Source organism: Bradyrhizobium sp. HKCCYLS3077, from assembly GCF_051167555.1.
GTDB lineage: Bacteria > Pseudomonadota > Alphaproteobacteria > Rhizobiales > Xanthobacteraceae > Bradyrhizobium.
Genome location: NZ_JBNPTH010000002.1, coordinates 715,190 through 739,429, shown reverse-complemented (window position 1 = coordinate 739,429; position 24,240 = coordinate 715,190). Strand labels below are relative to the sequence as shown.

Below are 24,240 nucleotides of genomic sequence, written 5' to 3'. Positions count from 1 at the left end.
GCGTCACTTCTTCGCCTTGCCCGGATCCTTGACGGCTTCGAAGGTCTGGAACTCCACATTGTAGAGTTCGCCGTCGACCTTCTCGACCTTGCGGATGTAGATGTTCTGGACGATGTCGCGGGTTTCCGGATCGATCGAGATCGGGCCGCGCGGGCTCTCCCAGGCCATCCCCTTCATCGCCGCGATCAGGGAATCGCCGTCGGTCTTGCCCTCGGTCTTCTTCAGCGCCTGATAGATCAGGTTGATGCCGTCATAGCCGCCGACGGCCATGAAGCCGGGACGGCTGTTGAAGGCCTTCTTGTAGGCCGCGACGAACTCCTTGTTCTTGGCCGAGGGATGCGCCGCCGAATACATGTGGGCGGTGACCGCGCCGAGCACGGCGTCGCCCATGTCGTTCAGCAAGTCGTCGTCGGTGACGTCGCCCGGTCCGATCACCTTGATGCCGCTCTTGTCGAGGCCGCGCTCGGCATATTGCTTCATGAAGTTGCCGCCCTGCCCGGCCGGCACGAACACGAACATCGCATCCGGCTTGGAGTCCTTCATGCGCTGCAGAAACGGCGCGAAGTCCGGGTTCTGCAGCGGGACCTTGACTTCCTCGACGATCTCGCCGCCACCGGCGGTGAAGCGCTCCTTGAACGAGGCCAGCGCGTCGTTGCCCGGCGCGTAGTCCGAGGTCAGCGTCGCGACCTTCTTGATGCCGTTCTTGACCGCCCAGTCGCCGATGATCGTGGAGGACTGCGGCAAGGTGAAGCTGGTGCGGACGATGTAGGGCGACTTCTCGGTGATGATGGAGGTGCCGGCCGCCATCACGACCTGCGGGATCTTGCCTTGCGTCGCGAGCGGCGCGGCCGCGAACGCCGCCGGCGTCACGCCGAAGCCGGCGATGACATTGACCTTGTCGTTGACGATCAGCTCCTGCGCCAGTCGCTTGGTGTTGTCGGGCAGCGCAGCGTCGTCCTTGAGGATGACCTGGATCTTCTTGCCGGCGACGGTGTCGCCGTTCTGCTGCATGTAGAGCTTGATCGCGTTGTCGATCTGCTTGCCGGTCGACGCCTGGCCGCCGGTCATCGGCACGATCAGGCCAATTTTGAACGTATCCTCGGCGTAAACCGGACCAGCGGCAACCGCGGCCGCGCCGAGCACCATCAGCCCCGCAATTCGATTGTTCACGTGCCATCCTCCCTTTGCGCCGCCTCTAAAGGACGGTGCTTAAGACCAAATGCCCAGTTTTGCGGCGACGCTAGAGCGATTTGTGATCTCCGAACATCTGCCGCACGCTCTAACAGCTATAGCAATTCGGAATAGATTCTGTATGCCAGCCATGCAACTGCGTAATTTCTGAGAGGGTTTAGCCCCCGCGTGGCCGTGGGAGAAAGTGCAGGGGATCGAGAACGTTTGATGTAATATGATACCTTTATTTGGAGCCAGCGCGTCGCTGGGTGACGACAGACCCGGGCCACTCAACTCGCCTGCCCTGGTCCCAAATGCCCCGTTCCACATGGTGTTGCCGAGACATGCCACGCAGTTTCCGCCTTCTGATCCCGCTATTGGCCGTCTTTGCCGTGCTGCCCCTGGCCGGCTGCTCGTCGATCAACGCGAAGGTCGGTGCGGGCATGGGCGACGCGATCCCGCAATGGGCCGGCGGTCTGCCCGCGGACGCCCCGCCCCGCCCGGGCACCGTCGAATACGACCGCTTCATGCAGGAGCGGGAGCGGCGGCGGCAGATGCCGGCGAGCGAGCGCGACAAGGAGACGCAGTCCGACGCCAAGGCCCAGGCGCCGGCGTCCCAACGCTGAGGTCGCCCCTGTTCGCGCCGTTCCACCCCGGCGCCAATGTCGCGATGGGCCTGCGCATGATCCAGGACATGGCGTTCGACGCCACGCCCGCGAGCCGCGATGCCGGCTGGACCGCCCGCGACTTCCGCCAGCGGTTCGACTAGTCCATGAACACGACCGTCTTGCGGCCGTTGAGGATGACGCGGTCCTCGAGGTGATAGCGGATCGCCCGCGCCAGCACGCGCCGCTCGATGTCGCGGCCCTTGCGCACGAGGTCCTCGGGCGTGTCGCGGTGGCTGATACGCTCGACGTCCTGGTCGATGATCGGGCCTTCGTCGAGGTCGCGGGTCACGTAGTGCGCGGTGGCGCCGATCAGCTTGACGCCGCGCTCATAGGCCTGGTGGTAGGGCTTGGCGCCCTTGAAGCCCGGCAGGAACGAGTGGTGGATGTTGATGCAGCGGCCGGACAGGCTCGCCGACATCTCGTCCGACAGGATCTGCATGTAGCGCGCCAGCACGACCAGATCGGTCTGGGTGTCGTCGACCAGCTTCAGGATCGCCTGCTCCTGGTCGCGCTTGGTATCCTTGGTCACCGGCATGTGGTGGAACGGAATGTCGCCGAAATCGAGCCCGGCATAGGTCTCGCGCGGATGGTTGGAGACGATCGCGGTCGGGATCATCGACAGGTCGCGGGTCCGCCAGCGGTAGAGGATGTCGACCAGGCAATGGTCGAACTTCGACACCAGCAGCATCACCCGGCGCTGCCCGGCGCGGTCGCGCATCTGCCAGTCCATTGCAAAGCGCTCGGCGATCGCGGCGAAGCCGGTCTGCAGCGCCGGCAGGTTGACGGCGAGATCGGCCGCCGTGAACACCACGCGCATGAAGAAGTGGCCCGTCTCGAAGTCGCCGAACTGCTGGGCGTCGAGAATGTTCTGGCCATTATGGGCAAGGAACGTGGACACGGCCGAGACGATCCCGGGACGATCCGGGCAGGACAGGGTCAGGACGTACTGGTGGTCGGACATGGCGATGGCGTCACCGGCGGGGAGATGAAGATGAATGATGCGGCGGGCTTGGCGCCCGTTCGGCCCTGCTCTACCACCCTCCGCACGCTTGCGCCAACGCTCGACGCGGAGGCAGGATGAACAAAAGATCACCTCTCACCGGCGAGACCAACCATGGCTGACAGGCTGACCGGCAACCGCATCCTCATTCTGGAGACCCGCGAGGAGGCGCAGTTCTCCCGGCTGCTCGCCGAGCAGGGCGCCGACGTGCTGCAATGTCCGATGTTCACGATCGAGGATGCGCCCGACCCGGCGCCGGTCGAGGCCTGGATCCGCCGCGCCATTGCGCAGCCGTTCGATGATCTGGTGCTGATGACCGGCGAGGGATTGCGGCGGTTGATGACGGTGGTGCGCCGGATCGGCGTCGAGGCCGAGTTCGTCGCAGCGCTGGGCAAGGCCCGCAAGTTCACCCGCGGCCCCAAGCCAGGGCGCGCCTTGCGCGAGCTCGGCCTCGAGTCGCAGGCGACGACCGAGAAGCCGACCTCCGAAGGCGTCGCCGAGTTGCTCGGACGCTACGACCTGAAGGGTCATCGTCTCGGCCTGCAGCTCTATCCCGACAAGGACCATTCCGCGCTGATCGGCGCGATCACGGCCGGGGGCGCCGCGGTGGACCCGGTGCTGCCCTATGTCTACGACGCGAAAGCGGCGGATTCGAATATCCTCACCGCCATCGACGAGATGATCGCGGGTCATGTCGATGCGATCGCGCTGACCAGCTCGGGCCAGCCGCGGCGGCTGTTCGACGTCGCCAAGGCGCACGGCGTGGAGGACCGGCTGCGGCAGGGGCTGGCACGGACGCAGATCGCATCCGTGGGGCCGGTCGTGACCGATGAGCTCGCCGCGCATGGGCTGTCGCCATCGATCACGCCGGTGGGCGAGGCCTACTTCATGAAGCCGTTGATCTCGGCGATGGCCACGGCGCTGGGTGTGAAGGCACAGCCAACGGCACCTCATTAAAGATGTCGTCCCGGGCTTGACCCGGGACCCATAGCCACCGGCCGTGATGAGGCAGGCCACCGCCAGCCCGGTTCCCTAATAGCGTTCGGTGGCTATGGGTCCCGGCTGGAGGCCGGTACGACGGCGGAGAATTACGCAAGAGCCTGCCCAGTCTCCTGCAGGAACGCCTGATAGGCGCGCGCGATTCCCTCCTCCAGCGAGGTCGTCGCGCGCCAGCCGAGCTTCGCCAAGCGCGAGACGTCGAGCAGCTTGCGCGGGGTGCCGTCGGGGCGCGAGGGATCGAAGCTGAGGCGGCCCTGATAGCCCACCGTGGCGGCCACAACGCGGGCGAAGTCCGCGATCGTAATGTCCTCCCCGGTGCCGATATTCACCAGCTCGACGTCCGAATAGCTCTTCATCAGGTGCACGCAGGCATCGGCCATGTCGTCGACATAGAGGAATTCGCGCCGCGGCGTGCCGGTGCCCCACACCACGACCTCCGGCGCCTCGCTAAGCTTCGCCTCATGGAAGCGGCGGATCAGCGCCGCGACGACATGGCTGTATTCGGGATGATAATTATCGCCGGGGCCGTAGAGATTTGTCGGCATCACGTTGATGAAGTCGGCGCCATATTGGCTGCGATACGCCTCGACCATCTTGATGCCGGCGATCTTGGCGATGGCATAGGGCTCGTTGGTGGGCTCGAGCAGCCCCGTCAGCATGGCATCCTCGCGCAGCGGCTGCGGCGCGAGCTTCGGATAGATGCAGGACGAGCCCAGAAACATCAGCTTCTCGGCGCCGTTCACATGCGCGGCGTGAATGACGTTGGTGGCGATCGCGATGTTGTCGTAGATGAACTCGGCGCGCAGCGTGTTGTTGGCGACGATGCCGCCGACCTTGGCGGCCGCGAGGAACACGGCCTGAGGCTGCATCCGCGCGAACCACGAGAACACCGCGGCCTGGTCGCGCAAGTCGACCTCGCTGCGTGACACCGTCTGCAGCGTGACGCCTTCGCTCGCCAAGCGCCGCGCCAGCGCACTGCCGACCATGCCGCGATGGCCGGCGACGAAGACCCGCTTGCCACGGAGATCAAAAGGCTGGAGATCAGAAGGCGTGGCCACGCACCGTCTCCTGCCGCGCCGCGCTGAGATCGCTCGCAACCATCTCCTTGACCAGCTGCGCGAAGCTGGTCTTCGGCGCCCAGCCGAGCCTGTCGCGCGCCTTGCTGCAGTCGCCGACCAGAAGATCGACCTCGGTCGGCCGGAAATAGGTCGGGTCGATGCGCACCACCGCCTTGCCGGATCTGCAATCGATGCCGGTCTCCTCGACCCCCTCGCCGCGCCATTCGATGCGGCGGTCAACCTCGGCGAAGGCGAGCTCGACCAGCTCGCGCACCGAATGCGTCTCGCCGGTGGCCAGCACGTAATCGTCCGGCGTCTCGGCCTGGAGAATGCGATGCATGCCCTCGACATAGTCGCGGGCATGGCCCCAGTCGCGCTTGGCCTCGAGATTGCCGAGATAGATCGTCTCTTCCAGGCCGGCCTCGATCCGCGCGACGCCGCGGGTGATCTTGCGCGTGACGAAGGTCTCGCCGCGGATCGGACTTTCATGATTGAACAGGATGCCGTTGCAGGCAAACATGCCGTAGGCTTCGCGGTAGTTCACGGTGATCCAGTAGCCGTAGAGCTTGGCGCAGCCATAGGGTGAACGCGGGTAGAACGGCGTGGTCTCGCGCTGCGGGATCTCCTGGACCAGGCCGTACAGCTCCGAGGTGGAGGCCTGGTAGAAGCGCGTCTGCTTCTCCATGCCGAGAATGCGAATGGCTTCCAACAGCCTGAGCACGCCGAGCCCGTCGGCATTGGCGGTGTATTCCGGGCTCTCGAAACTGACGCCGACATGGCTCTGCGCGGCCAGATTGTAGATCTCGTCGGGGCGGATCTGCTGCACCAGCCGGATCAGGTTGGTGGAGTCGGTCATGTCGCCATAATGCAGCAGGAACGGCACGTTGCCTTCGTGAGGGTCGCGATAGAGATGATCGACCCGCGCGGTATTGAAGGACGATGAACGCCGCTTGATGCCATGCACGGTATAGCCGAGCCCGAGCAGATATTCGGCCAGATAAGCCCCGTCCTGGCCCGTGACGCCCGTGATGAGGGCCACGCGGCCGCTGCAATTCTGCCCCACCATACCGTCTCCACACACTGACTCCGGCCGCCAGGGCCGCAGGTTCCCTGACGAGTCCATAGCCGGGACCAGCGGTCAAGCCCCGCAGGCAAAGCCGCGCGAGATCAGCCGATTCAAGGCTGGATTTAATCCCCGTAGCAGCGTAGCCGGTCGAGATCGAGCACCGTCACCCCGCCATATTCGACGCGCAGCAGGCCCTCGCGCTCCAGCGACTTGAGGCATTGATTGGCGTTCTGCCGCGACAGGCCGGACAGCGCGCCGATCTCCTCCTGGGTGATCTCCAGGTGGCGGGTCGTGTTCGGGTAGAGGATCGGATTGAATAGCGAGGCGATGCTGCGCGCCAGCCGCGCCGTCGCATCCAGCGTGCGGCCGACCTCGACGAGACCGATGAACTGGCCGAGCCGCTCGTTGAGCTGGGTGACCAGGAAGCGGTTGAAGCCGACGCTGTTCTCGAACAGCCACATGAAGGTCGGCCGCTCCATCAGCGCTGCGCGGCTGTCGCGCAGCGCCACCACGTCATAGCGGCGCGGCTCGTTCTTGAGCACGCTGCCCTCGCCGAACCAGGCGCCCGCCGACATGCCGGCAAAGGTCGTGGCCTTCCCACCCCGCGATACCGTGCTCATGCGCGCGAGGCCCGTGACGATCCCCGTCCAATATTCGAACTGGTCGCCCCGCAGAAAGATGTGCTCGTTGGCCGCGAAGGAACGCTCGACGATGCCGGCTGCGGCCACGTCGATCTCCTCGGGCTTCAGATGGCGCGACCAGGGCGCAATGCGCAGCAGGGTGTCGGAAGAGATCAAGCCGTCATCTCGTCGTGTCGAATCCCACGGCGATCATATTGCATCGCAACAACGCCCGGATGAATTTTGCCTGGGAATTGTCAGGCACAAGACAGTTCCTGATAGCGCTTTCTCCTATCCAGGACCACCGCATTCGACTCGCCGAAGCCCACGCCGGGCGCATCGAGATGCGGCAAAGTGCACCCATCCGGGGCGGCCCGTCATTCGTCGGATGGCGCGGAACCGGCCCGCGGGATAGGATTGCCTCAAGCGACGAGCTCAACGTCGCGCCACACGATTCCTGAAGAGCGCGCAAAGCGCCGCAGACCGTTCGGGAGGACGACTTGGACTATACGTTGGAAGCGCGCGGAGTCTCGCTGCGTTTCGGCGGGGTGAAAGCCCTGACCGACGTCAGCTTCGGCGTGCGCGAGGGCGAGCTGTTCTCGATCATCGGCCCGAACGGCGCCGGCAAGACCTCGATCGTCAACTGTATGTCCGGCCGCTACAAGCCGACCGAGGGCCGCCTGTTCCACCGCGGGCGCGACATCACCGGCCTGCCGCCGAACGCGCGCGCCAATATCGGCATCGGCCGCACCTTCCAGAACCTCGCGCTGTTCCACCACATGAGCGTGCTCGACAACATCATGGTCGGGCGCCACCACCTCTTGAAGAACAACTTCCTGACGGGATCACTGTACTGGCTCACCGGCGCACGGCGCGAGGAGCTGAAGCACCGCGAAAAGGTCGAGCAGATCATCGACTTTCTCGACCTGCAGTCGGTGCGCAAGGCGCCGGCCGGTACCCTCTCCTACGGCCTGCGCAAGCGCGTCGAGCTGGCCCGCGCCATGGCGCTGGAGCCGCATCTCATCCTCCTCGACGAGCCGATGGCCGGCATGAACTTCGAGGAGAAGGAGGACATGGCCCGCTACATCGTCGACCTCAACGAGGAATACGGCATGACGGTCGTGATGATCGAGCACGACATGGGCGTGGTGATGGACATCTCCCACCGTGTCATGGTGCTCGATTTCGGCCGCAAGATTGCCGAGGGCGATCCCGCCGCGGTTCTCGCCGATCCCCACGTCAAGCGCGCCTATCTCGGCGAGGAGGACGAGCTGCTGGTCGATCCCGATGAGGCGCCGTCCATCGCGGAGGACGCGGCATGATGGACTATGCTGATCGCGTGAAGCAGGCCGATACCTATCCGAAGCTGCTGCGCCTGAATGCCAGGGAGCACGGCAAGGACATCGCGCTACGCGAGAAAGACCTCGGTCTGTGGCGGACGTTCACCTGGGCCGACTACCAGGCGCGCGTGCGCGACTTTGCGCTGGGGATGGTCGAGCTGGGTCTCGGCAAGGACGACGTCGTCGGCGTGATCGGCGACAACCGGCCGGACTGGGTCTCAGCCGAGATCGCCACCCATGCGATCCGCGGCCACAGCCTCGGCCTCTATCGCGACGTGCTCGACGACGAGGCCGCCTATCTCCTGAACTATGGCGAGGCGCGGCTGGTGTTCGCCGAGGACGAGGAGCAGGTCGACAAGCTGCTCAACCTCGCCGAACGCGTGCCGGCACTGAAGCACATCATCTATTCCGACCCGCGCGGCATGCGAAAGTATGACGATCCGCGATTGATGCCGGCCGACAAGCTGGCCGAGCTCGGCCGCGCCCGGGCTGCGCGCGAGCCCGATCTCTACGACCGCATGGTCGATGCCACGGTCGGCGACGACGTCGCCATCCTCTGCACCACCTCGGGCACGACCTCTCATCCCAAGCTCGCGATGCTCTCGGCCGCGCGCGTGCTCAAGCATTGCGCGACCTATCTCGCCTTCGACCCCAAGGGGCCGGAGGATGAATACGTCTCGGTGCTGCCGCTGCCCTGGATCATGGAACAGGTCTACGTGCTCGGCAAAGGCCTGCTCTGCCGGATGAAGGTCAACTTCGTCGAGGAGCCGGACACGCTGATGAACGACTTCCGCGAGATCGCGCCGACGTTCGTGCTGTTCGCGCCGCGCGTGTGGGAGCAGATCGCCGCCGATGTCCGCGCCGCCGTGATGGATGCCTCGCCGCTGAAGCAGCGGCTGTACCACGTAGGCATGTCGGCTGGCCTTGCGGCGCTGGAGAAGGGCCAGCATTCGGGCTTCGCCGACATGCTGCTGTTCCGCGCCTTGCGCGACCGGCTCGGCTTCACCCGACTGCGCTCGGCCGCCACCGGCGGGGCCGCGCTCGGGCCGGACACCTTCAAGTTCTTCCGCGCCATGGGCGTGCCGCTCCGCACGCTCTACGGCCAGACCGAGTTGCTCGGGGCCTACACCCTGCACCCGGACGACAAGGTCGATCCCGACACGACCGGCGTGCCGATGGCCGCGGACATCGAGATCAATATCGACCAGCCGGACAGCCAGGGCATCGGCGAGATCCTGGTGCGCCATCCCAACATGTTCCTCGGCTATTACAAGAACCCCGAGGCCTCGGCTGCCGATATCAAGGACGGCTGGATGCATTCCGGCGATGCCGGCTATTTCAACGACGCCAGGCAGCTGGTCGTCATCGACCGCATCAAGGACCTGGCCGAGACGTCGCGCGGCGAGCGCTTCTCGCCGCAATATATCGAGAACAAGCTGAAATTCTCGCCCTACATCGCCGAGGCCGTCGTGCTCGGCGCTGGCCGCGAGCATCTCGCGGCGATGATCTGCATCCGCTACTCGATCATCTCGAAATGGGCGGAAAAGAACCGCATCGCCTTCACGACCTATTCCGACCTCGCCTCGCGCAACGAGGTCTATGCGCTCTTGCAGAAGGAGGTCGAGACCGTCAACGCGCACCTGCCCCCTGCTCAGCGCATCACCCGCTTCCTGCTGCTCTACAAGGAGCTCGACGCCGACGACGGCGAGCTGACCCGCACCCGCAAGGTGCGACGCAGCGTCATCAACGAGAAATATGCCGACATCATCGACGGCATCTATGGCGGCAAGCCGGCGATCCCGGTCGACACCGTCATCCGCTTCCAGGACGGCACGACGCAGCGCATCCGCACGACGCTGAAGGTGGTGGATCTGGGTGGCCATGGACCGATGGCGGAGGCGGCGGAATGATGATGGGCGTTCGCATCAGTCTCGCTTATGCCGACGCTATCAGGGGTGGCCCGGTGCCGAAGACCTCCTGCGCGGAGAGCCCCCCTCACCCGGATTGCATCTTCGATGCAATCCGACCTCTCCCCGCACGCGGGGAGAGGTTAGCACGACAACCGTCTGCACCATTGGCTGTGGCGTTGCTGTCTGGGGTAAGTGTCGGCCGCTGGGTTCACCTCTCCCCGCGTGCGGGGAGAGGTCGGAGCGCGTCAGCGCTCCGGGTGAGGGGGGGCATCCGCAAGCGCGGTGGCAATCGTTTGGAGAACTCCCTCCACGTTGCCAAGCACATCGTTGTTCCAGAACCGCAAAATCCTATAGTTGCGCGCCCTCAGCCAGGCATCGCGGGCAGCATCCGTCTGGCTGTCAGCGTGCTGCCCGCCGTCAACTTCGATGATCAGGCGCCGCTCCCGGCAAACAAAGTCGACGGTGTAGAGGCCGATCGGTTCTTGTCGAACAAATTTGTGCCCGTCGAGCCTTCTGCTCCGGAGATAGTACCAAAGGGCCGTCTCCGCATCAGTCGAGTTGCCCCGCAGCCTTCTCGCACGCTCCGTCTTCGCATTGTTGCCAGGACGCATGTGGATAGTCCCCCTCACCCGGATTGCATCTTCGATGCAATCCGGCCTCTCCCCGCAAGCGGGGAGAGGCTAGCACCTCTTGCATCATCATGAACACCGCCTTCCTCATCCAGCTCCTGGTCAACGGCCTCGTGGTCGGCACGCTCTATGGCGTGGTCGCGATGTCGTTCGTGCTGATCTACAAGGCGACGCAAGTCGTCAATTTCGCGCAAGGCGAGCTGCTGCTGATCGGCGCCTGGGTGTGCTGGACGCTGCTCACCAAATTCCAGGTGCCGTTCTGGGCCGGCATGCCGCTGTCGCTGATCTTCATGTTCGCGTTCGGCATCGCGATCCAGGTCGTGATCCTCCGGCCGATGATCGGCGAGCCCATCATCTCGGTCATCATGGTGACCATCGGCCTCTCGACCGTGTTCCAGGCCGCGCTGAAATGGATCTACGGCGTCAACCCGCAGCCGTTCCCGCCGGTGTTTTCCAGCAAGGCCGTCGACCTCTTCGGGCTGCAGATCCAGACCGTCTACGTGATGAGCCTGGTCGTGTCCGTGCTGATGATGCTCGGCATGGCGTGGTTCTTCAAAGCCTCGAAATACGGCCTTGCCATGCGCGCCACCGCCTTCAACCAGCAGGTCGCGCAGTCGCTCGGCATCTCCGTCAAGAGCGTGTTCGCGATGGCCTGGGCGATCTCGGCGACCGTCTCCGCCGTGGCCGGCGTCGTCGTCGCGGTCGTCAACGGCGTCTCCTCGGGCCTGTCCGCCTACGGCATCAAGGTGTTTCCGGCGGCGATCCTCGGCGGCCTCGACTCCGTCGGTGGCGCGGTGCTCGGCGGCATCATCATCGGCCTCTTGGAGAACATCGCGCAATATGTCGACAGCCAGTACCTGCACTGGGGCAATCTCTACGAGATCGCGCCGTTCTACGTCCTGATCATCATCCTGATGATCAAGCCCTACGGCCTGTTTGGCACCCGAGACATCGAGCGGATATGAGCATGATCGCCGAAAAGTGGGCACCGGCTTTCGGTAACGATCATGCTCAAACAAAGAAGAACGGCGAGCCCATGACGCAACTCAAGCCTGAGGCGAGATAGAAGCCCATCATGGTCGCACGTTCCACCATTCCCGCCGGTGACTTCCGCACCTCCTATGCGGCCGACACCACGATCTTCCCGACCAAGACGAGCCGCAATTTCGCGATCGCGGGCGTGATCCTGCTGTGCTTCGCGCCGCAGGTATTCTCGGAGTTCTGGCTGTCGATCGCGATCCAGATCGGCATCTTCTCGATCGCAGCGCTCGGGCTGAACATCCTGGTCGGCTTCACCGGCCAGATCTCGATCGGCCAGGCCGGCTTCTTCCTGCTCGGCGCCTTCACCTCGGCCTATCTCAACAATGCCTACGCCATTCCCGTGTTCTTCGCGATCCCGCTGGCCGGCGTGGTCACCGCGCTGGTCGGGCTCGTGTTCGGCATTCCCGCCGCGCGGCTGAAGGGGCTCTATCTCGTCATCGCCACGCTGGCCGCGCAGTACATCCTGCTCGACTTCTTCTCCCGCGCCGAGTGGTTCTCCGGCGGCTCGGTGCCCGCCTCCGCCAATCCGTTCTCGATTTTCGGCTACACGCTGCGCGGCGACCGGCAATATTTCTACGTCGTTCTCGCCTATGTGCTGGTCTGCTACATCCTGGTCACCAATCTGATGCGCACCCGCGACGGCCGGGCGCTGATCGCGATCCGCGACCATTATCTCTCGGCCGAGATCATGGGCATCAACCTGACCAAATACCGGACGCTGTCGTTCGGCCTCGCCGCCTTCTTCGCGGGCATCGCAGGCGCGCTGTATGCGCACTACCAGCTGGTGGTCTCGCAGGAAGGATTCGGCATCGAGCGCTCGATCCTGTTCCTGGCCATGATCATCATCGGCGGCACCGGCTCGATCATGGGCACCTTGATGGGGACGGCCTTCGTGGTGCTGCTGCCGGAATCGATGGAATGGCTCAGCCATCACCTCAAGGGCGGCGCGATCGACAAGGCGCTCGCGCTCAACAACAACATCACGTTCCTGCGCGAGATCGCGATCGGCCTGATCATCATCGGCTTCCTGATGTTCGAGCCGGACGGGCTCGCGCATCGCTGGCGGCAGATCAAGACATATTGGAAGCTCTACCCGTTCTCGCATTGATTCCAACCAACAGGGACCGGCGACAATCCGGCCCGGACCACCACAGGAGGAAGCACTATGACGATCAAATCATGGCTCGGCTCGGCGGCGCTCGCGCTGCTGGCAGGCACCTTCGCCAGCTCGGCGCAAGCGCAGCAGATCGCGATCGGCCATCTGCAGGATCTCTCGGGCGGCACGTCGGACGTCGGCACGCCCTATGGCCAGGCCGTGGTCGACACCTTTGCCTGGGTCAACAAGAACGGCGGCATCGGCGGCAAGCAGCTCGCGGTCGACAGCAACGACTACGGCTACCAGGTGCCGAAGGCGATCGCGCTGTACAAGAAGTGGTCGGCGCCGGACAACAAGGTCGCCGCGATCATGGGCTGGGGCACCGCCGACACCGAGGCGTTGACCGGCTTCCTCGCTAACGACAAGATCCCGGACATGTCCGGCTCCTACGCCGCCGCGCTGACCGACCCGGAAGGCACCAGCGGCAAGGCCAAGCCCGCGCCCTACAACTTCTTCTACGGCCCGAGCTACTCGGACGCGCTGCGCGCCGAGCTGACCTGGGCGGCCGAGGACTGGAAGGCGAAGGGCAAGCCGGGCAAGCCGAAATTCGTCCACATGGGCGCCAACCACCCCTACCCCAACGCGCCCAAGGCCGCGGGCGAAGCGCTCGCCACCGAGCTCGGCTTCGAGGTGCTGCCGCCGCTGGTGTTCGCGCTGGCGCCGGGCGACTACAGCGCACAGTGCCTGAGCCTGAAGAGCTCCGGCGCCAACTACGCCTATCTGGGCAACACCGCGGCCTCCAACATCTCGGTGATGAAGGCCTGCAAGAATGCCGGCGTCGACATCCAGTTCCTTTCCAACGTCTGGGGCATGGACGAGAACGCCGCCAAGACCGCGGGCGATGCTGCTGACGGCGTGATCTTCCCGCTGCGCACCTCGGTCGCCTGGGGCGGCGATGCGCCGGGCATGAAGACGGTGCAGGAGATCTCGAAGATGTCGGATCCCACCGGCAAGATCTATCGCCCGGTGCACTACGTCGCCGCGGTCTGCTCGGCGCTCTACATGAAGGAAGCGCTCGACTGGGCGGCGAAGAACGGCGGCGCCACCGGCGAGAACGTCGCCAAGGGCTTCCACCAGAAGAAGGACTGGGTGCCGGCCGGCATGGAAGGCGTCTGCAGCCCCTCGACCTGGACCGAGAAGGACCATCGCGGCACCATGAAGGTCGACCTCTATCGTGCCCGCGTCACCGGGCCGACCGATGGCGACCTCAACGACCTCATGGCCAAGGGCGTCATCAAGCTCGAGAAGGTCAAGACCATCGAGCTGCCGCGCAAGGCCGAATGGGCGGGTTGGTAGTCCCACACACGGGACGTCATGGCCGGGCTTGTCCCGGCCATCCACGTCCAGCTTCACACGCCGATGGGCGTGGATGCCCGGGTCAAGCCCGGGCATGACGACGGATAGAGTGTCGCCATGACCGATACATTGGATAGTCCGCGGACGAGCGCAACAGCTGGAGCAGCCCCGCTGCTCTCCGTGCGCAACATCGAGGTCGTCTATGACGACGTCATCCTGGTGCTGCGCGGGCTGAGCCTCGATGTCCCGAAGGGCGCGATCGTGGCGCTGCTCGGCGCCAATGGCGCCGGCAAATCGACGACCTTGAAGGCGATCTCGGGTCTGCTCAAGACCGAGGACGGCGAGGTGACGCGCGGCGAGATCATGTTCGACGGCGCGCGCATCGACGGCATCGATCCCGAGAAAATCGTCCGCCGCGGCATCTTCCAGGTCATGGAAGGCCGGCGCATCGTCGCCGACATGACCTCGCTGGAAAACCTCAAGCTCGGCGCATTCACCCGCAGCGATCGCGAAGTCTCAAAAGACATCGAGATGGTGTACAACTACTTCCCGCGGCTGAAGGAGCGCACCGGCCTGGCCGGCTATCTCTCCGGCGGCGAGCAGCAGATGCTGGCGATCGGGCGCGCGCTGATGGCGCGGCCGAAGATGATCCTGATGGACGAGCCGTCGATGGGCCTGTCGCCGCTGCTGGTCAAGGAAGTGTTCGCGATCATCAAGGAGATCAACCGGGATCTCGGCGTCACCATTCTCCTGGTCGAGCAGAATGCGCGGGCGGCGCTGTCGGTCGCGAGCCACGGCTACATCATGGAGCAGGGCAAGGTCGTGCTCGACGGCACCGCGGACGCGTTGCGCGACAACGAGGACGTCAAGGAATTCTACCTCGGCGGCGCCGGCGACCAGCGCAAGAGCTTCAAGAACCTGAAGAGCTTCAAGCGGCGGAAGCGGTGGCTGTAGCCGTCACACGCCGTCATTCCGGGGCGCGCGGCACGCGCGAACCCGGAATCTCGAGATTCCGGGTCCGGTCCTCTGCGCAAAATGGCTTCGCCATTTTCCGCAGCGGACCGTCCCGGAATGACGTGCCAGGACACGAGCAATGACCACCCATTACGACGCCCTCGAGACCCGTGATCCCACTGAGCGCGAGCAGGATCTGTTCGGCCGCCTGTCCGACGTGTTGCGTGCGGCGATCAAGGCGCCGGCCTATGCCGCGCTGCTGCAGGGCATCGATCCGCAGGACATCACCAGCCGTACTGCCCTCGCGCAACTGCCGGTGCTGCGCAAGTCCGAGCTCCCTGCCCTGCACAAGGCGGCGCCGCCGTTCGGCGGCTTCGTCGCGCGACCGCCCGGGGCATTCTCGCGCCTGTTCACCTCGCCCGGGCCGATCTTCGAGCCGGAGGCGGCGCACGCTGATCCCTGGCGCGGCGCGCGCGCGCTGTTCGCGGCCGGCTTTCGCAGCAGTGACGTCGTGCTCAACACCTTCAGCTATCACCTCACGCCCGGCGGCTTCATCTTCGACGCTTCGGCGCGTGCGCTGGGCTGCGCGGTCATCCCGGCCGGTCCGGGCAATACCGAGGCGCAGTTCGAACTGATCGAGGCGTATCGGCCGGTCGGCTACAGCGGCACGCCCGACTTCCTGAAGATCCTGCTCGACGCCGCCGCCAGCGCCGGCCGCGACGTCTCCTCGCTCAAGCGCGCACTGGTGTCGGGCGCGGCGTTCCCGCCGTCATTGCAGGCCGAGATCAAGGCGCGCGGCATCGATGCCTACCAGGCGTTCGGCACCGCCGATCTCGGCATCATCGCCTATGAGACATCAGCGCGCGAGGGCATGGTCGTGAACGAGGACCTGATCTTCGAGATCGTCCGCCCCGGCACCGGCGATCCCGTGGCGCCCGGCGACGTCGGCGAGATCGTCGTGACCTCGCTCGATCCTGACCATCCCTGGATTCGCCTCGCGCTCGGCGACCTCACCGCCGCCCTGCCCGGCATCAGCGCCTGCGGCCGCACCAACATGCGCATCAAGGGCTGGATGGGCCGCGCCGACCAGACCACCAAGGTCAAGGGCATGTTCGTGCGGCCCGAGCAGGTCGCCGAGATCGGCAAGCGCCATCCCGAGCTCGGCCGCCTTCGTCTGGTCGTCACCCGCGCCGGCGAGACCGATGCGATGACGTTGAAGGCCGAATGCGCCTCGCCGGCAGACGGGCTGCAAGAGGCACTCGCCACCAGCCTGCGCAGCGTCGCCAAGCTCGGCGGCCAAGTCGAGCTGGTCGCGCCGGGCACGCTGCCGAACGACGGCAAGGTGATCGCCGACGAACGCTGAGCCTGGTTCCTGCAACCGAGGCGAAGCCCTGCGGCGACGGCATGAGCCGCGCCCTGCGCACGTCCCATGCGCAATTGTCGCCTCCCGCGCGCTCTCCTATACAGCCATGTCACGTTCCCTGGAGTTCGTCCGCATGGCCTTCCCGCGCGCGTCCAAAGCCCTGTCCCGCTTCACCGTGCTCGATCTGACACGGGTGCGCGCCGGCCCGACCTGCGCGCGGCAGTTTGCGGACTGGGGCGCCAACGTCATCAAGATCGACGCTGTCATGGAGGACGGCGGCGAGGCGCTCGGCGGCCCGCGCCGCGGTTCCGACTTCCAGAACCTGCATCGCAACAAGCGGGCGATGACGCTCAACCTGAAGGACCCGAAGGGCGTCGACGTGTTCATGCGGCTCGCCAAGCAGGCCGACGTCGTCATCGAGAACTATCGTCCCGACGTGAAGACCAAGCTCGGCATCGACTACGAGGCCGTGCGCAAGGTCAATCCGCGCATCGTCTATGGCAGCATCTCCGGCTTCGGCCAGGACGGCCCCTATTCCAAGCGGCCCGGCTTCGACCAGATCGCACAGGGCATGGGCGGGCTGATGTCGATCACCGGCGCGCCCGGCGAGGGCCCGATGCGCGCCGGCATTCCGATCGCTGATCTCTCGGCGGGCTTGTCCTGCGCGATGGGCATCCTCACCGCGCTGCTCGAGCGCGAGGTCTCCGGCGAGGGCCAGTGGGTGCAGACCTCGCTGTTGCAGGCGCAGATCTTCATGCTCGACTTCCAGGCCGCGCGCTGGCTGATGGAAAAGGACGTCGCGCCGCAGGCCGGCAACAATCATCCGACCAGCATCCCGACCGGCGTCTTCAAGACCTCCGACGGCTACATCAACATTGCCGCGACCGGCGGGCGGATCTGGGAGCGGCTCTGCCAGACGCTCGGCGCGCCCGAATGGATCGACAATCCGGACTACGCCACGGCGCCGGCGCGCTCGAAGAACCGCGACGCGCTCAATGCCGAGATCAACGCGCGCACGCTTTCAAAAACCAGCGAGCAATGGGTCGCCGAGCTCAACGCCGCCGGCGTGCCCTGTGGGCCGATCTACGCAATCGATCAGATGTTCGAGGATCCGCAGGTCAAGCATCTCGGCATGGCGCAGCGGGTGCCGAGCGACGACGGCCGCGACATCACGCTGGTGGCGCAGCCCTTCACCTTGTCCCGCACACCGAGCCGCATGGCGGCGCGGCCGCCGGAGTTCGGCGAGCAGACCGAGGAGATCCTCTCCGAGTTCGGCTTCACCGACGGCGAGATCGCCGATCTCCGCCTGCATCGTGTCGTGTGAGCAGGTGCAATATGACGAAGCCGCGGCATCCCGTCGCTGTGGCCCAGATGTCACCACGTTGGAACTTCGACCTGGGCGGGATTGAGGCCGAGGCAAGACCGCGTTAATCTCTTCTCATCAGTTGACGCGGACCTGAGGTGGCCCGCGGGCGTAAGGAGTAGCGGGTCATGAGCGCATCCGAGTTGAACGAGTTTCTGACGGCGATGGACATGGTCCGCGACGTCAACGCGGCCGCTCTGACCAAGGACAGCGCTGTCCTGTTCGATGAGACGGTGCTCGACAACGACTCGGATTGGTACCACCTGCCTGTCGAGGAGACCGTCAACTGAGACGGAGCTGGCGCCAGCACGCGCGCGTCCTGTCGATGTAGTATCACCAAGCCTTCGTTCGATGAACCGGACGGAGGCTTTTGCTTGTCTCGTCCCGCTGATGAGCAGGCCGTCCTGACGAGGACAGCACAAAAAAAGCCCGACGCAAGCGCCGGGCAAGGGATCGTCTCGGGAGGAAACATCAGGGCGCGATGACCATCCGTGAGGCGTCACCACGCTGAGCAGGACGAAATCTGCCCATGAATGAAGCCTACCACCGCTCTGCCTAAAAAGCTGTCATCGCAAAGACACAACCTCTGGAGAAGCGCCGGGGCGAATCGAACAACGGTCCGCCGCAGTCAATCCGGCCTGTCGCGACCGTGTCGGTGGTGCCACAGTTCGGCTGCGAACCGCGCGGCGCTGCAATTCACCCAAAAAGTCACAGTTCCCGTCTCCGCATTTTTGCGTGCTTTGGATGACGGCCTCTGTCCGTCGATCGGCACCGGCCCTGACTTCGAGCTGCGCAAAGGGCTGGCGTGCTGATTCCAGAAACATCGAACACCGATCGTGCGGCCGGTTCTCTCCGACGGACCCGCCTGCATTGGCTCACGGCGACCACGGCGCTGCTATCGCTCGCACTGGCAAGCCCAGCGCTCGCCCAGGCGACCAGCGGCGGCTCCGGCGGCAACGTCAACGGCATCGGCAACGGCAGCGCCAGTTCGGCAACCGGCACCGGAGCGAATGGTGTTGCGGGCAGCAACCTCACGCAAGGGGGCGGCGGCGGCGGCGCAGGCGCGATCGGCGGTGACGGTGGTGGCGATTACTCCGGCGCGTTCAGCGGCGGCCTGGGCGGCGTAGCGCCGGGCGAACAGGGGAATAGCGGCCAGGGCGGCGGCGGCACGTCGAGCGGCGGCGGCGGCGGTGGCGGCGCTCATGGTGCGGTGGTCACGACGGACGGCAGCAATACTGCGACCATTACCGGCGGCTATGGCGGACGCGGCGGCTCCGCCAGCCTGAGCTGGGGCGGTGGTGGCGGCGGCGCAGCCGGCTATGGGCTCGTCATCGACGGCACTGGCCTCAACTACACCAACACCGGCGCGATCGCCGGTGGCTTCGGCGGCCCGGGCGGCACGGCCAACAACAATGGGCACGGCGGCGCCGGCGGCGATGGCGGCTATGGCGTCTATCTGACCGGCACGGGCGTTCTCACCAATTCCGGCAGCATCACCGGCGGCAATGGCGGCGACGGCGGCAATGCTCTCAACAGCAGCCAGCCCAACGCGGGCGGGGACGGAGGCAATGGTGGCGCGGGCGTCGTCTTCGCGACCGGCGGCACGCTGATCAATTCCGGCAGCATCACGGGCGGCGCGACAGGCATCCGCGGCATCGGCGGCAGTTCGTCTAATGGCGTCTTCGGGTCAGCGGGCAACGGCGTGCGCGGGGCCAATCTCACCGTCATCAACAGCGGCGCGATCTCGGCGGGATCCAATTTGAGCGCCGATCCCTTGTTCGACGCCAACGCCATCACCTTCACCGGCGGCAGCAACGTGCTGGAGATCTGGGCGAGCTCGATCATCAACGGCAATGTGGTCGGCACCGGCAGCGACACGTTCCGGCTGGGGGGCGCGGCGAACGGCACATTCGACGTCTCCAGCATCGGCGGCTCGGCGCAGTATCAGGGCTTCTCGAGCTTCGTGAAGACCGGCACCAGCACGTGGACGTTGACCGGCACCACGGCCGCCGTCACACCCTGGGCGATCAACCAGGGCACGCTTGCGGTTTCCTCCGATGCCAATCTCGGCGCGGCCTCCGGCGGGCTCTCCTTCGGCGGCGGCGCGCTGCAAGTTCTGGCGGGCTTCAGCTCCAGCCGCAACATCACGCTCAATGCCGGCGGCGGCAGCTTCGACACCAACGGCTACAACGCCACGCTCAGCGGCACGATCTCCGGCAGCGGCGGCCTGACCAAGTTCGGCACCGGAGTCCTGACGCTGAGCGGGATCACCAGCTACGCCGGTGACACTCTCGTCAGCGGCGGCACGCTGCGGACCGGCGCGTCCGGCGTTCTCTCGGTCGCCAGCAGCTACATGATCGCGACAGGTGCGACGCTCGACCTCGATGGCACCGGCCAGACCATCGGCGGGCTCAGCGGCAGCGGCAACGTGCTGCTCGGCAGCAACGGCTCGCTGGCGATCGGCGACAATGGCGGAGCCGCAGTGTTCTCGGGCACGATCTCGGGCAACGGCACCTTCGTCAAGAGCGGTCCCGGCGTGCTCACCCTCAGCGGCACCAACACATACAGCGGCCTGACCATCGTCGATGGCGGCACGCTGCGGGCGGGCGCGGCCGGCGCCTTCGCACCTTTGAGCTCTTTCGAGGTCGATAGCGGCACCACGCTCGATCTCAACGGCTTCAACCAGACCATCGCCTCGCTCACCGGCGGGGGCGCCGTGCTGCTCGGCGCGGGCACGCTGACATCGGGCGGCGACAATACCAGCACGAACTTCCTCGGCACGATCTCCGGCAGCGGCGGCTTCACCAAGGTCGGCACCGGCACGATGCGGTTCGACGGAGCGACCACCTACACCGGCGCGACGACGATCAGTGCTGGTACCCTGCAGGCCGGCGCCTCGGGCGTGCTCGCCTCGGCCAGCGCGTTCATGATCGCATCAGGCGCGACGCTCGATCTCAACGGCTTCGATCAGGCCATCGGCTCGCTCGCGGGCAGCGGCAATGTCCTGCTCGGCGCGGCAATGCTGACGGCGGGCGGCAACAACGGCAATACCAGCTTCTCCGGCGCGATCTCCGGCAGCGGCGGCTTCACCAAGACCGGCACCGGCCGGATGGCGCTCACCGGCACGAACAACTATACCGGCGCCACCATCGTCAACGGCGGCGTGCTCGACGTCGCTGGCGCCATCACCAATACCTCGGGTGTGACGGTCAATGCCGGCGGCACGCTGATGGGCGCGGGTCTCGTCGATCCGCCGATGACGGTGAACATCAACAATGGCGGCACGCTGGCCCCGGGTAACGGCACCGCCGGCTCGTCGATGACCATCATCGGCAATCTCGCCTTCCAGTCGGGCGCGGTCTATCTGGTGCAGTTCGATCCGACGACGGCTTCGTTCGCCAGCGTGAGTGGATCTGCCTCCCTCGGCGGTGCGACCGTCAACGCCGTGTTCGGCACCGGCGGCTATGTCGACAAGCGCTACACGATCCTGACGACCAGCGGCGGCATCTCCGGCAGCTTCGGATCGGTCGTGAAGACCAACCTGCCTTCCGGCTTCAAGACCAGCCTGAGCTACGACGCCAACAACGCCTATCTCGACCTGGTCCTCGCCTTCGCCCTGCCCGGTGGCCTCAACGGCAATCAGAAGGCGGTGGGCGACACGTTGTCGGCCTACTTCGATCGCACCGGCGACATTCCGGTCGTGTTCGGCCGATTGAACCAGGCTGGTCTGACGCAAGCCTCTGGCGAGAGCGCCACCGGCGTGCAGCAGACCACCTTCAACGCCATGAGTCAGTTCACCGGACTGCTCACCGACCCGTTCGCGCAACGCCAGGGCGGCGGTGGTGCGACCGGCTACGCTGACGCAACGCGCAAGCGCACCGATGCCTTTGCGATGCTGTCCGACGAGCGGCCTGCGGATTTTGCGCAGCGCTGGAATGTGTGGGCGGCCGGCTTCGGCGGCTCGCAATCGACCAACGGCAATGCGAGCATCGGCTCCAATGACACCACCAGCCGCATCGCCGGCACCGCCGTCGGCGCCGACTATCGGATCGCGCCGCGCACCACCGCGGGCTTCGCGCTCGCAGGCGGCGGCACCAGCTTCAGCGTCAACGGCCTCGGCTCCGGCCGCTCCGACCTGTTCCAGGCCGGCGCCTATCTGCATCACCATGTCGGCCCTAGCTATCTGCGGGCGGCGCTGGCCTATGGCTGGCAGGACGTCACCACCGACCGCACCGTCGCAATTTCTGGCACGGACCGGCTGCGCGCGAGCTATCAGGCCAATGCGTGGACCGGCCGCATCGAGGGCGGCACGCGCTTCGTCGCGCCGCTCGGCGGCATCGGCGTCACGCCCTACGCGGCAGCGCAGGTGACCAGCTTGCGCCTGCCCACTTATATCGAACAGGCCACCGCCAGCGCCGCGACCTTCGCCCTGACCTACGCAGGGAAGACCGTCACCGACACGCGCACCGAGCTCGGCCTGCGCTCCGACAAATCCTATGCATTGGCAGACGGCAATCTCACCCTGCGCGGCCGCCTCGCATGGGCTCACGACTTCAATCCCGATCGCTCCGTCGCCGCGACGTTCCAGACGCTGCCCGGCGCGAGCTTCGTCGTCAACGGCGCAGCGCAGGCGCGCGACTCTGCATTGACCACGACCTCAATCGAGATGAACTGGCTGAACGGCTGGAGCGCGATGGCGACGTTCGAGAGCGAAGTGTCGAACGTGACGCGGTCGTATGCCGGCAAAGGGACAGTGCGTTACGCGTGGTGAGAGCCGGTGTGGCGATTGACACCGCCGAGTTGATAGGCGCGTGGCCCATCGCGTCTCCAACGTCATTCCGGGGCAATCGACAGCGGCTACGCGTTGGCGATTGAACCCGGAATCCGAGCTGTCGAAAAGAACGCCAACCCATCTCCAGATTCCGGGTTCAAGGCCTGCGGCCTTGCCCCGGAATGACCGTGGGTGGAAGACCGCGCCTACGCCTCAGCCTTCGCTGCCGGCGGAGTCGACTTGCTGACGCTCGCCACCAGCCGATCGATCAGCGGCCAGAACAGCAGCACGATCGCCAGCGTCGTGATGGTGCCGACCAGGCCGTTCGCCCAGAACACCTTCATGTTGCCGCCGGAGATGATCATCGACTGCCGGAAGGCGTCCTCGGCGCGGCTGCCGAGCACCAGCGCCAGCGTGAACGGCGCCAGCGGAATCTTGATCTTCTTGAAGACGTAGCCGACGACGCCGAAGCCGAGCATCAGCCAGACGTCGAACATCGCGTTCTGAATCGCATAAGCGCCGATCGCGCAGGACACCACGATCATCGGCGCCACCGCCGCGAACGGCACGCGCAGGATCGAGGCGAAGATCGGCACGGTGGACAGCACCAGCACCAGGCCGACGACGTTGCCGAGATACATCGAGGCGATCAGGCCCCAGACGAAGTCCTTGTGCTCCACGAACAGCAGCGGGCCGGGATTGAGACCCCACACCATCAGGCCGCCTAGCAGGATCGCCGCGGTGCCCGAGCCGGGAATACCGAGCGCGAGCATCGGCAGCAGCGCGGCGGTGCCCGAGGCGTGCGCCGCTGTCTCAGGCGCGAACACGCCCTCGATGCGGCCCTTGCCAAAGCTGTCCTGGTCCTTGGAGAAGCGCTTGGCGAGGTTGTAGCCCATGAAGGAGGCCGCGATCGCGCCGCCCGGCGTGATGCCGAGCCAGCAGCCAATCACCGAGGAGCGGAACAGCGTCATCCAGTATTTCGGCAGGTCCTTCCACACCGCGAGCACGGTGCGCAGCGAGATTGAGGCGGCATGGCCGCGCAGCGCCAGGCGCTCCTCCATCGTCAGCAGGATCTCGCTGATGCCGAACAGACCGATCACCGCAACCAGGAAGTTGATCCCGCGCAAGAGATCAGTCGAGCCGAAGGTCATGCGCAGCTGGCCCGACACCGTATCCATGCCGACGCCGGCGAGCAGCAGGCCGAGCGCCATCGCGATGACCGTCTTGTGCTTGTCCTCGCGGCCGAGGCCGACGAAGGAGCAGAAGGTCAGCAGATAGACGGCGAAGAACTCCGGCGGCCCGAACTTCAGCGCGAAGGACGAGATCCACGGCGCCAGGAAGGTGATCAGCAGCACCGCGACCAGCGAGCCGATGAAGGACGAGGTGAAGGCCGCGGTCAGCGCCTCCGCCGCCTTGCCCTGCTGCGCCATCGGATAGCCGTCGAATGTGGTCGCCACCGACCAGGCCTCGCCGGGAATGTTGAACAGGATGGAGGTGATGGCGCCGCCGAACAGAGCGCCCCAGTAGATGCAGGACAGCATCACGATGGCCGAGGTTGGATCCATCGAGAAGGTCAGCGGCAACAGGATGGCGACGCCGTTGGGGCCGCCGAGCCCCGGCAAGACGCCGACGAACACGCCGAGCACCAGCCCGACCATCATCAAGAGCAGCGTCTTCCAGGTCAGGAGGACCGCGAACCCGTGCAGCAGCAGACCCAGAGCTTCCATTACTTGGCTTCCATTGGTCAGTTCCACTTACTCCGTCATCGCGAGGAGTGAAGCGACGAGGCGATCCAGGAGTTGTCAGGCTCGAGTCTGGATTGCTTCGCTTCGCTCG

General features: G+C 65.7%; 19 protein-coding genes. 12 read left to right on the top strand and 7 right to left on the bottom strand.

The annotated features are described in order from the left end of the window. Positions 1 to 3 precede the first annotated feature (3 nt). A complete protein-coding gene (locus ACQR0Z_RS09575; RefSeq protein ID WP_434859599.1) occupies positions 4 to 1,146 on the bottom strand; it encodes an ABC transporter substrate-binding protein in 1,143 nt (380 codons plus the stop codon). A gap of 368 nt (positions 1,147 to 1,514) precedes the next feature. Between ACQR0Z_RS09575 and ACQR0Z_RS09570 the strand changes: the two genes are divergently transcribed. Then, the gene (locus ACQR0Z_RS09570; protein WP_434859434.1) at positions 1,515 to 1,796 is read left to right on the top strand and encodes a hypothetical protein; all 282 of its coding nucleotides are present in this window, start codon (positions 1,515 to 1,517) and stop codon (positions 1,794 to 1,796) included. Positions 1,797 to 1,935: 139 nt separating this feature from the next. On the opposite strand, the gene purU is transcribed toward ACQR0Z_RS09570, so the two are convergent. Next, entirely contained in the window at positions 1,936 to 2,799 is an 864-nt protein-coding gene (gene purU, locus ACQR0Z_RS09565) for a formyltetrahydrofolate deformylase (RefSeq protein ID WP_434859433.1), read from the bottom strand. A 153-nt stretch (positions 2,800 to 2,952) separates the two neighbouring features. Between purU and ACQR0Z_RS09560 the strand changes: the two genes are divergently transcribed. Continuing rightward, positions 2,953 to 3,795, top strand: a complete 843-nt coding sequence (locus ACQR0Z_RS09560; RefSeq protein WP_434918432.1) for a uroporphyrinogen-III synthase — start codon at positions 2,953 to 2,955, stop codon at positions 3,793 to 3,795. Between the two features lie 131 nt (positions 3,796 to 3,926). Here ACQR0Z_RS09560 and fcl read toward each other — a convergent pair whose 3' ends face one another. The 3 genes from fcl to ACQR0Z_RS09545 all read right to left on the bottom strand — a co-directional run bounded on the left by fcl (position 3,927) and on the right by ACQR0Z_RS09545 (position 6,758). Beyond that, positions 3,927 to 4,895 (bottom strand): GDP-L-fucose synthase, encoded by a 969-nt coding sequence (gene fcl / locus ACQR0Z_RS09555; RefSeq protein ID WP_434918431.1) that lies wholly within the window; start codon positions 4,893 to 4,895, stop codon positions 3,927 to 3,929. Further along, positions 4,879 to 5,934, bottom strand: coding sequence for a GDP-mannose 4,6-dehydratase (gene gmd / locus ACQR0Z_RS09550; protein ID WP_434859430.1), 1,056 nt, complete (start codon positions 5,932 to 5,934; stop codon positions 4,879 to 4,881). Before gmd ends, fcl begins: the two co-directional genes overlap by 17 nt. 149 nt (positions 5,935 to 6,083) lie before the next feature. Then, entirely contained in the window at positions 6,084 to 6,758 is a 675-nt protein-coding gene (locus tag ACQR0Z_RS09545; protein WP_434859429.1) for a Crp/Fnr family transcriptional regulator, read from the bottom strand. A gap of 323 nt (positions 6,759 to 7,081) precedes the next feature. Here ACQR0Z_RS09545 and ACQR0Z_RS09540 point away from each other — a divergent pair, with 323 nt between their 5' ends. Both ACQR0Z_RS09540 and ACQR0Z_RS09535 read left to right on the top strand, forming a co-directional pair. Further along, positions 7,082 to 7,903: an ABC transporter ATP-binding protein gene (locus ACQR0Z_RS09540; protein ID WP_434918430.1), complete on the top strand. Its 822-nt coding sequence runs from the start codon at positions 7,082 to 7,084 to the stop codon at positions 7,901 to 7,903. Continuing rightward, on the top strand, positions 7,900 to 9,831 hold the full coding sequence (locus tag ACQR0Z_RS09535) for a long-chain fatty acid--CoA ligase (RefSeq protein WP_434918429.1): 1,932 nt from the start codon (positions 7,900 to 7,902) through the stop codon (positions 9,829 to 9,831). Before ACQR0Z_RS09540 ends, ACQR0Z_RS09535 begins: the two co-directional genes overlap by 4 nt. A 245-nt stretch (positions 9,832 to 10,076) precedes the next feature. Here the strand turns inward: ACQR0Z_RS09535 and ACQR0Z_RS09530 are convergent, their stop codons facing one another. Continuing rightward, positions 10,077 to 10,442, bottom strand: coding sequence for an endonuclease domain-containing protein (locus ACQR0Z_RS09530; RefSeq protein ID WP_434918428.1), 366 nt, complete (start codon positions 10,440 to 10,442; stop codon positions 10,077 to 10,079). Between the two features lie 89 nt (positions 10,443 to 10,531). On the opposite strand from ACQR0Z_RS09530, the gene ACQR0Z_RS09525 reads away from it, so the two are divergent. The 8 genes from ACQR0Z_RS09525 to ACQR0Z_RS09490 all read left to right on the top strand — a co-directional run bounded on the left by ACQR0Z_RS09525 (position 10,532) and on the right by ACQR0Z_RS09490 (position 22,404). Then, the gene (locus ACQR0Z_RS09525) at positions 10,532 to 11,425 is read left to right on the top strand and encodes a branched-chain amino acid ABC transporter permease (RefSeq protein ID WP_434876376.1); all 894 of its coding nucleotides are present in this window, start codon (positions 10,532 to 10,534) and stop codon (positions 11,423 to 11,425) included. A gap of 110 nt (positions 11,426 to 11,535) precedes the next feature. Continuing rightward, positions 11,536 to 12,609 (top strand): branched-chain amino acid ABC transporter permease, encoded by a 1,074-nt coding sequence (locus ACQR0Z_RS09520; RefSeq protein ID WP_434918427.1) that lies wholly within the window; start codon positions 11,536 to 11,538, stop codon positions 12,607 to 12,609. A 57-nt stretch (positions 12,610 to 12,666) separates the two neighbouring features. After that, complete coding sequence (locus ACQR0Z_RS09515) at positions 12,667 to 13,953, top strand: ABC transporter substrate-binding protein (RefSeq protein ID WP_434859424.1); 1,287 nt, start codon at positions 12,667 to 12,669, stop codon at positions 13,951 to 13,953. A gap of 117 nt (positions 13,954 to 14,070) precedes the next feature. Then, positions 14,071 to 14,907: an ABC transporter ATP-binding protein gene (locus ACQR0Z_RS09510; RefSeq protein WP_434876378.1), complete on the top strand. Its 837-nt coding sequence runs from the start codon at positions 14,071 to 14,073 to the stop codon at positions 14,905 to 14,907. Between the two features lie 139 nt (positions 14,908 to 15,046). After that, positions 15,047 to 16,270, top strand: coding sequence for a phenylacetate--CoA ligase family protein (locus ACQR0Z_RS09505; RefSeq protein WP_434876379.1), 1,224 nt, complete (start codon positions 15,047 to 15,049; stop codon positions 16,268 to 16,270). A gap of 133 nt (positions 16,271 to 16,403) precedes the next feature. Further along, positions 16,404 to 17,594, top strand: a complete 1,191-nt coding sequence (locus ACQR0Z_RS09500) for a CaiB/BaiF CoA transferase family protein (RefSeq protein ID WP_434918426.1) — start codon at positions 16,404 to 16,406, stop codon at positions 17,592 to 17,594. Positions 17,595 to 17,761: 167 nt separating this feature from the next. Then, entirely contained in the window at positions 17,762 to 17,923 is a 162-nt protein-coding gene (locus ACQR0Z_RS09495; protein ID WP_434859420.1) for a hypothetical protein, read from the top strand. A gap of 515 nt (positions 17,924 to 18,438) precedes the next feature. Beyond that, positions 18,439 to 22,404: an autotransporter domain-containing protein gene (locus ACQR0Z_RS09490; RefSeq protein WP_434918425.1), complete on the top strand. Its 3,966-nt coding sequence runs from the start codon at positions 18,439 to 18,441 to the stop codon at positions 22,402 to 22,404. Positions 22,405 to 22,610: 206 nt separating this feature from the next. Here the strand turns inward: ACQR0Z_RS09490 and ACQR0Z_RS09485 are convergent, their stop codons facing one another. Next, entirely contained in the window at positions 22,611 to 24,131 is a 1,521-nt protein-coding gene (locus ACQR0Z_RS09485) for a tripartite tricarboxylate transporter permease (RefSeq protein ID WP_315721212.1), read from the bottom strand. Between the last annotated feature and the right edge of the window lie 109 nt (positions 24,132 to 24,240).

Bases quoted from the DNA above. Each gene is read 5' to 3' on its own strand.
- ACQR0Z_RS09515 (WP_434859424.1), top strand. From the start codon at position 12,667: ATGACGATCAAATCATGGCTCGGCTCGGCGGCGCTCGCGCTGCTGGCA.
- ACQR0Z_RS09505 (WP_434876379.1), top strand. From the start codon at position 15,047: ATGACCACCCATTACGACGCCCTCGAGACCCGTGATCCCACTGAGCGC.
- ACQR0Z_RS09575 (WP_434859599.1), bottom strand. From the start codon at position 1,146: ATGGTGCTCGGCGCGGCCGCGGTTGCCGCTGGTCCGGTTTACGCCGAG.
- ACQR0Z_RS09560 (WP_434918432.1), top strand. From the start codon at position 2,953: ATGGCTGACAGGCTGACCGGCAACCGCATCCTCATTCTGGAGACCCGC.
- ACQR0Z_RS09485 (WP_315721212.1), bottom strand. From the start codon at position 24,131: ATGGAAGCTCTGGGTCTGCTGCTGCACGGGTTCGCGGTCCTCCTGACC.
- ACQR0Z_RS09495 (WP_434859420.1), top strand. From the start codon at position 17,762: ATGAGCGCATCCGAGTTGAACGAGTTTCTGACGGCGATGGACATGGTC.
- ACQR0Z_RS09535 (WP_434918429.1), top strand. From the start codon at position 7,900: ATGATGGACTATGCTGATCGCGTGAAGCAGGCCGATACCTATCCGAAG.
- ACQR0Z_RS09500 (WP_434918426.1), top strand. From the start codon at position 16,404: ATGGCCTTCCCGCGCGCGTCCAAAGCCCTGTCCCGCTTCACCGTGCTC.
- ACQR0Z_RS09525 (WP_434876376.1), top strand. From the start codon at position 10,532: ATGAACACCGCCTTCCTCATCCAGCTCCTGGTCAACGGCCTCGTGGTC.
- ACQR0Z_RS09530 (WP_434918428.1), bottom strand. From the start codon at position 10,442: ATGCGTCCTGGCAACAATGCGAAGACGGAGCGTGCGAGAAGGCTGCGG.
- purU (WP_434859433.1), bottom strand. From the start codon at position 2,799: ATGTCCGACCACCAGTACGTCCTGACCCTGTCCTGCCCGGATCGTCCC.
- ACQR0Z_RS09510 (WP_434876378.1), top strand. From the start codon at position 14,071: ATGACCGATACATTGGATAGTCCGCGGACGAGCGCAACAGCTGGAGCA.
- ACQR0Z_RS09570 (WP_434859434.1), top strand. From the start codon at position 1,515: ATGCCACGCAGTTTCCGCCTTCTGATCCCGCTATTGGCCGTCTTTGCC.
- ACQR0Z_RS09520 (WP_434918427.1), top strand. From the start codon at position 11,536: ATGGTCGCACGTTCCACCATTCCCGCCGGTGACTTCCGCACCTCCTAT.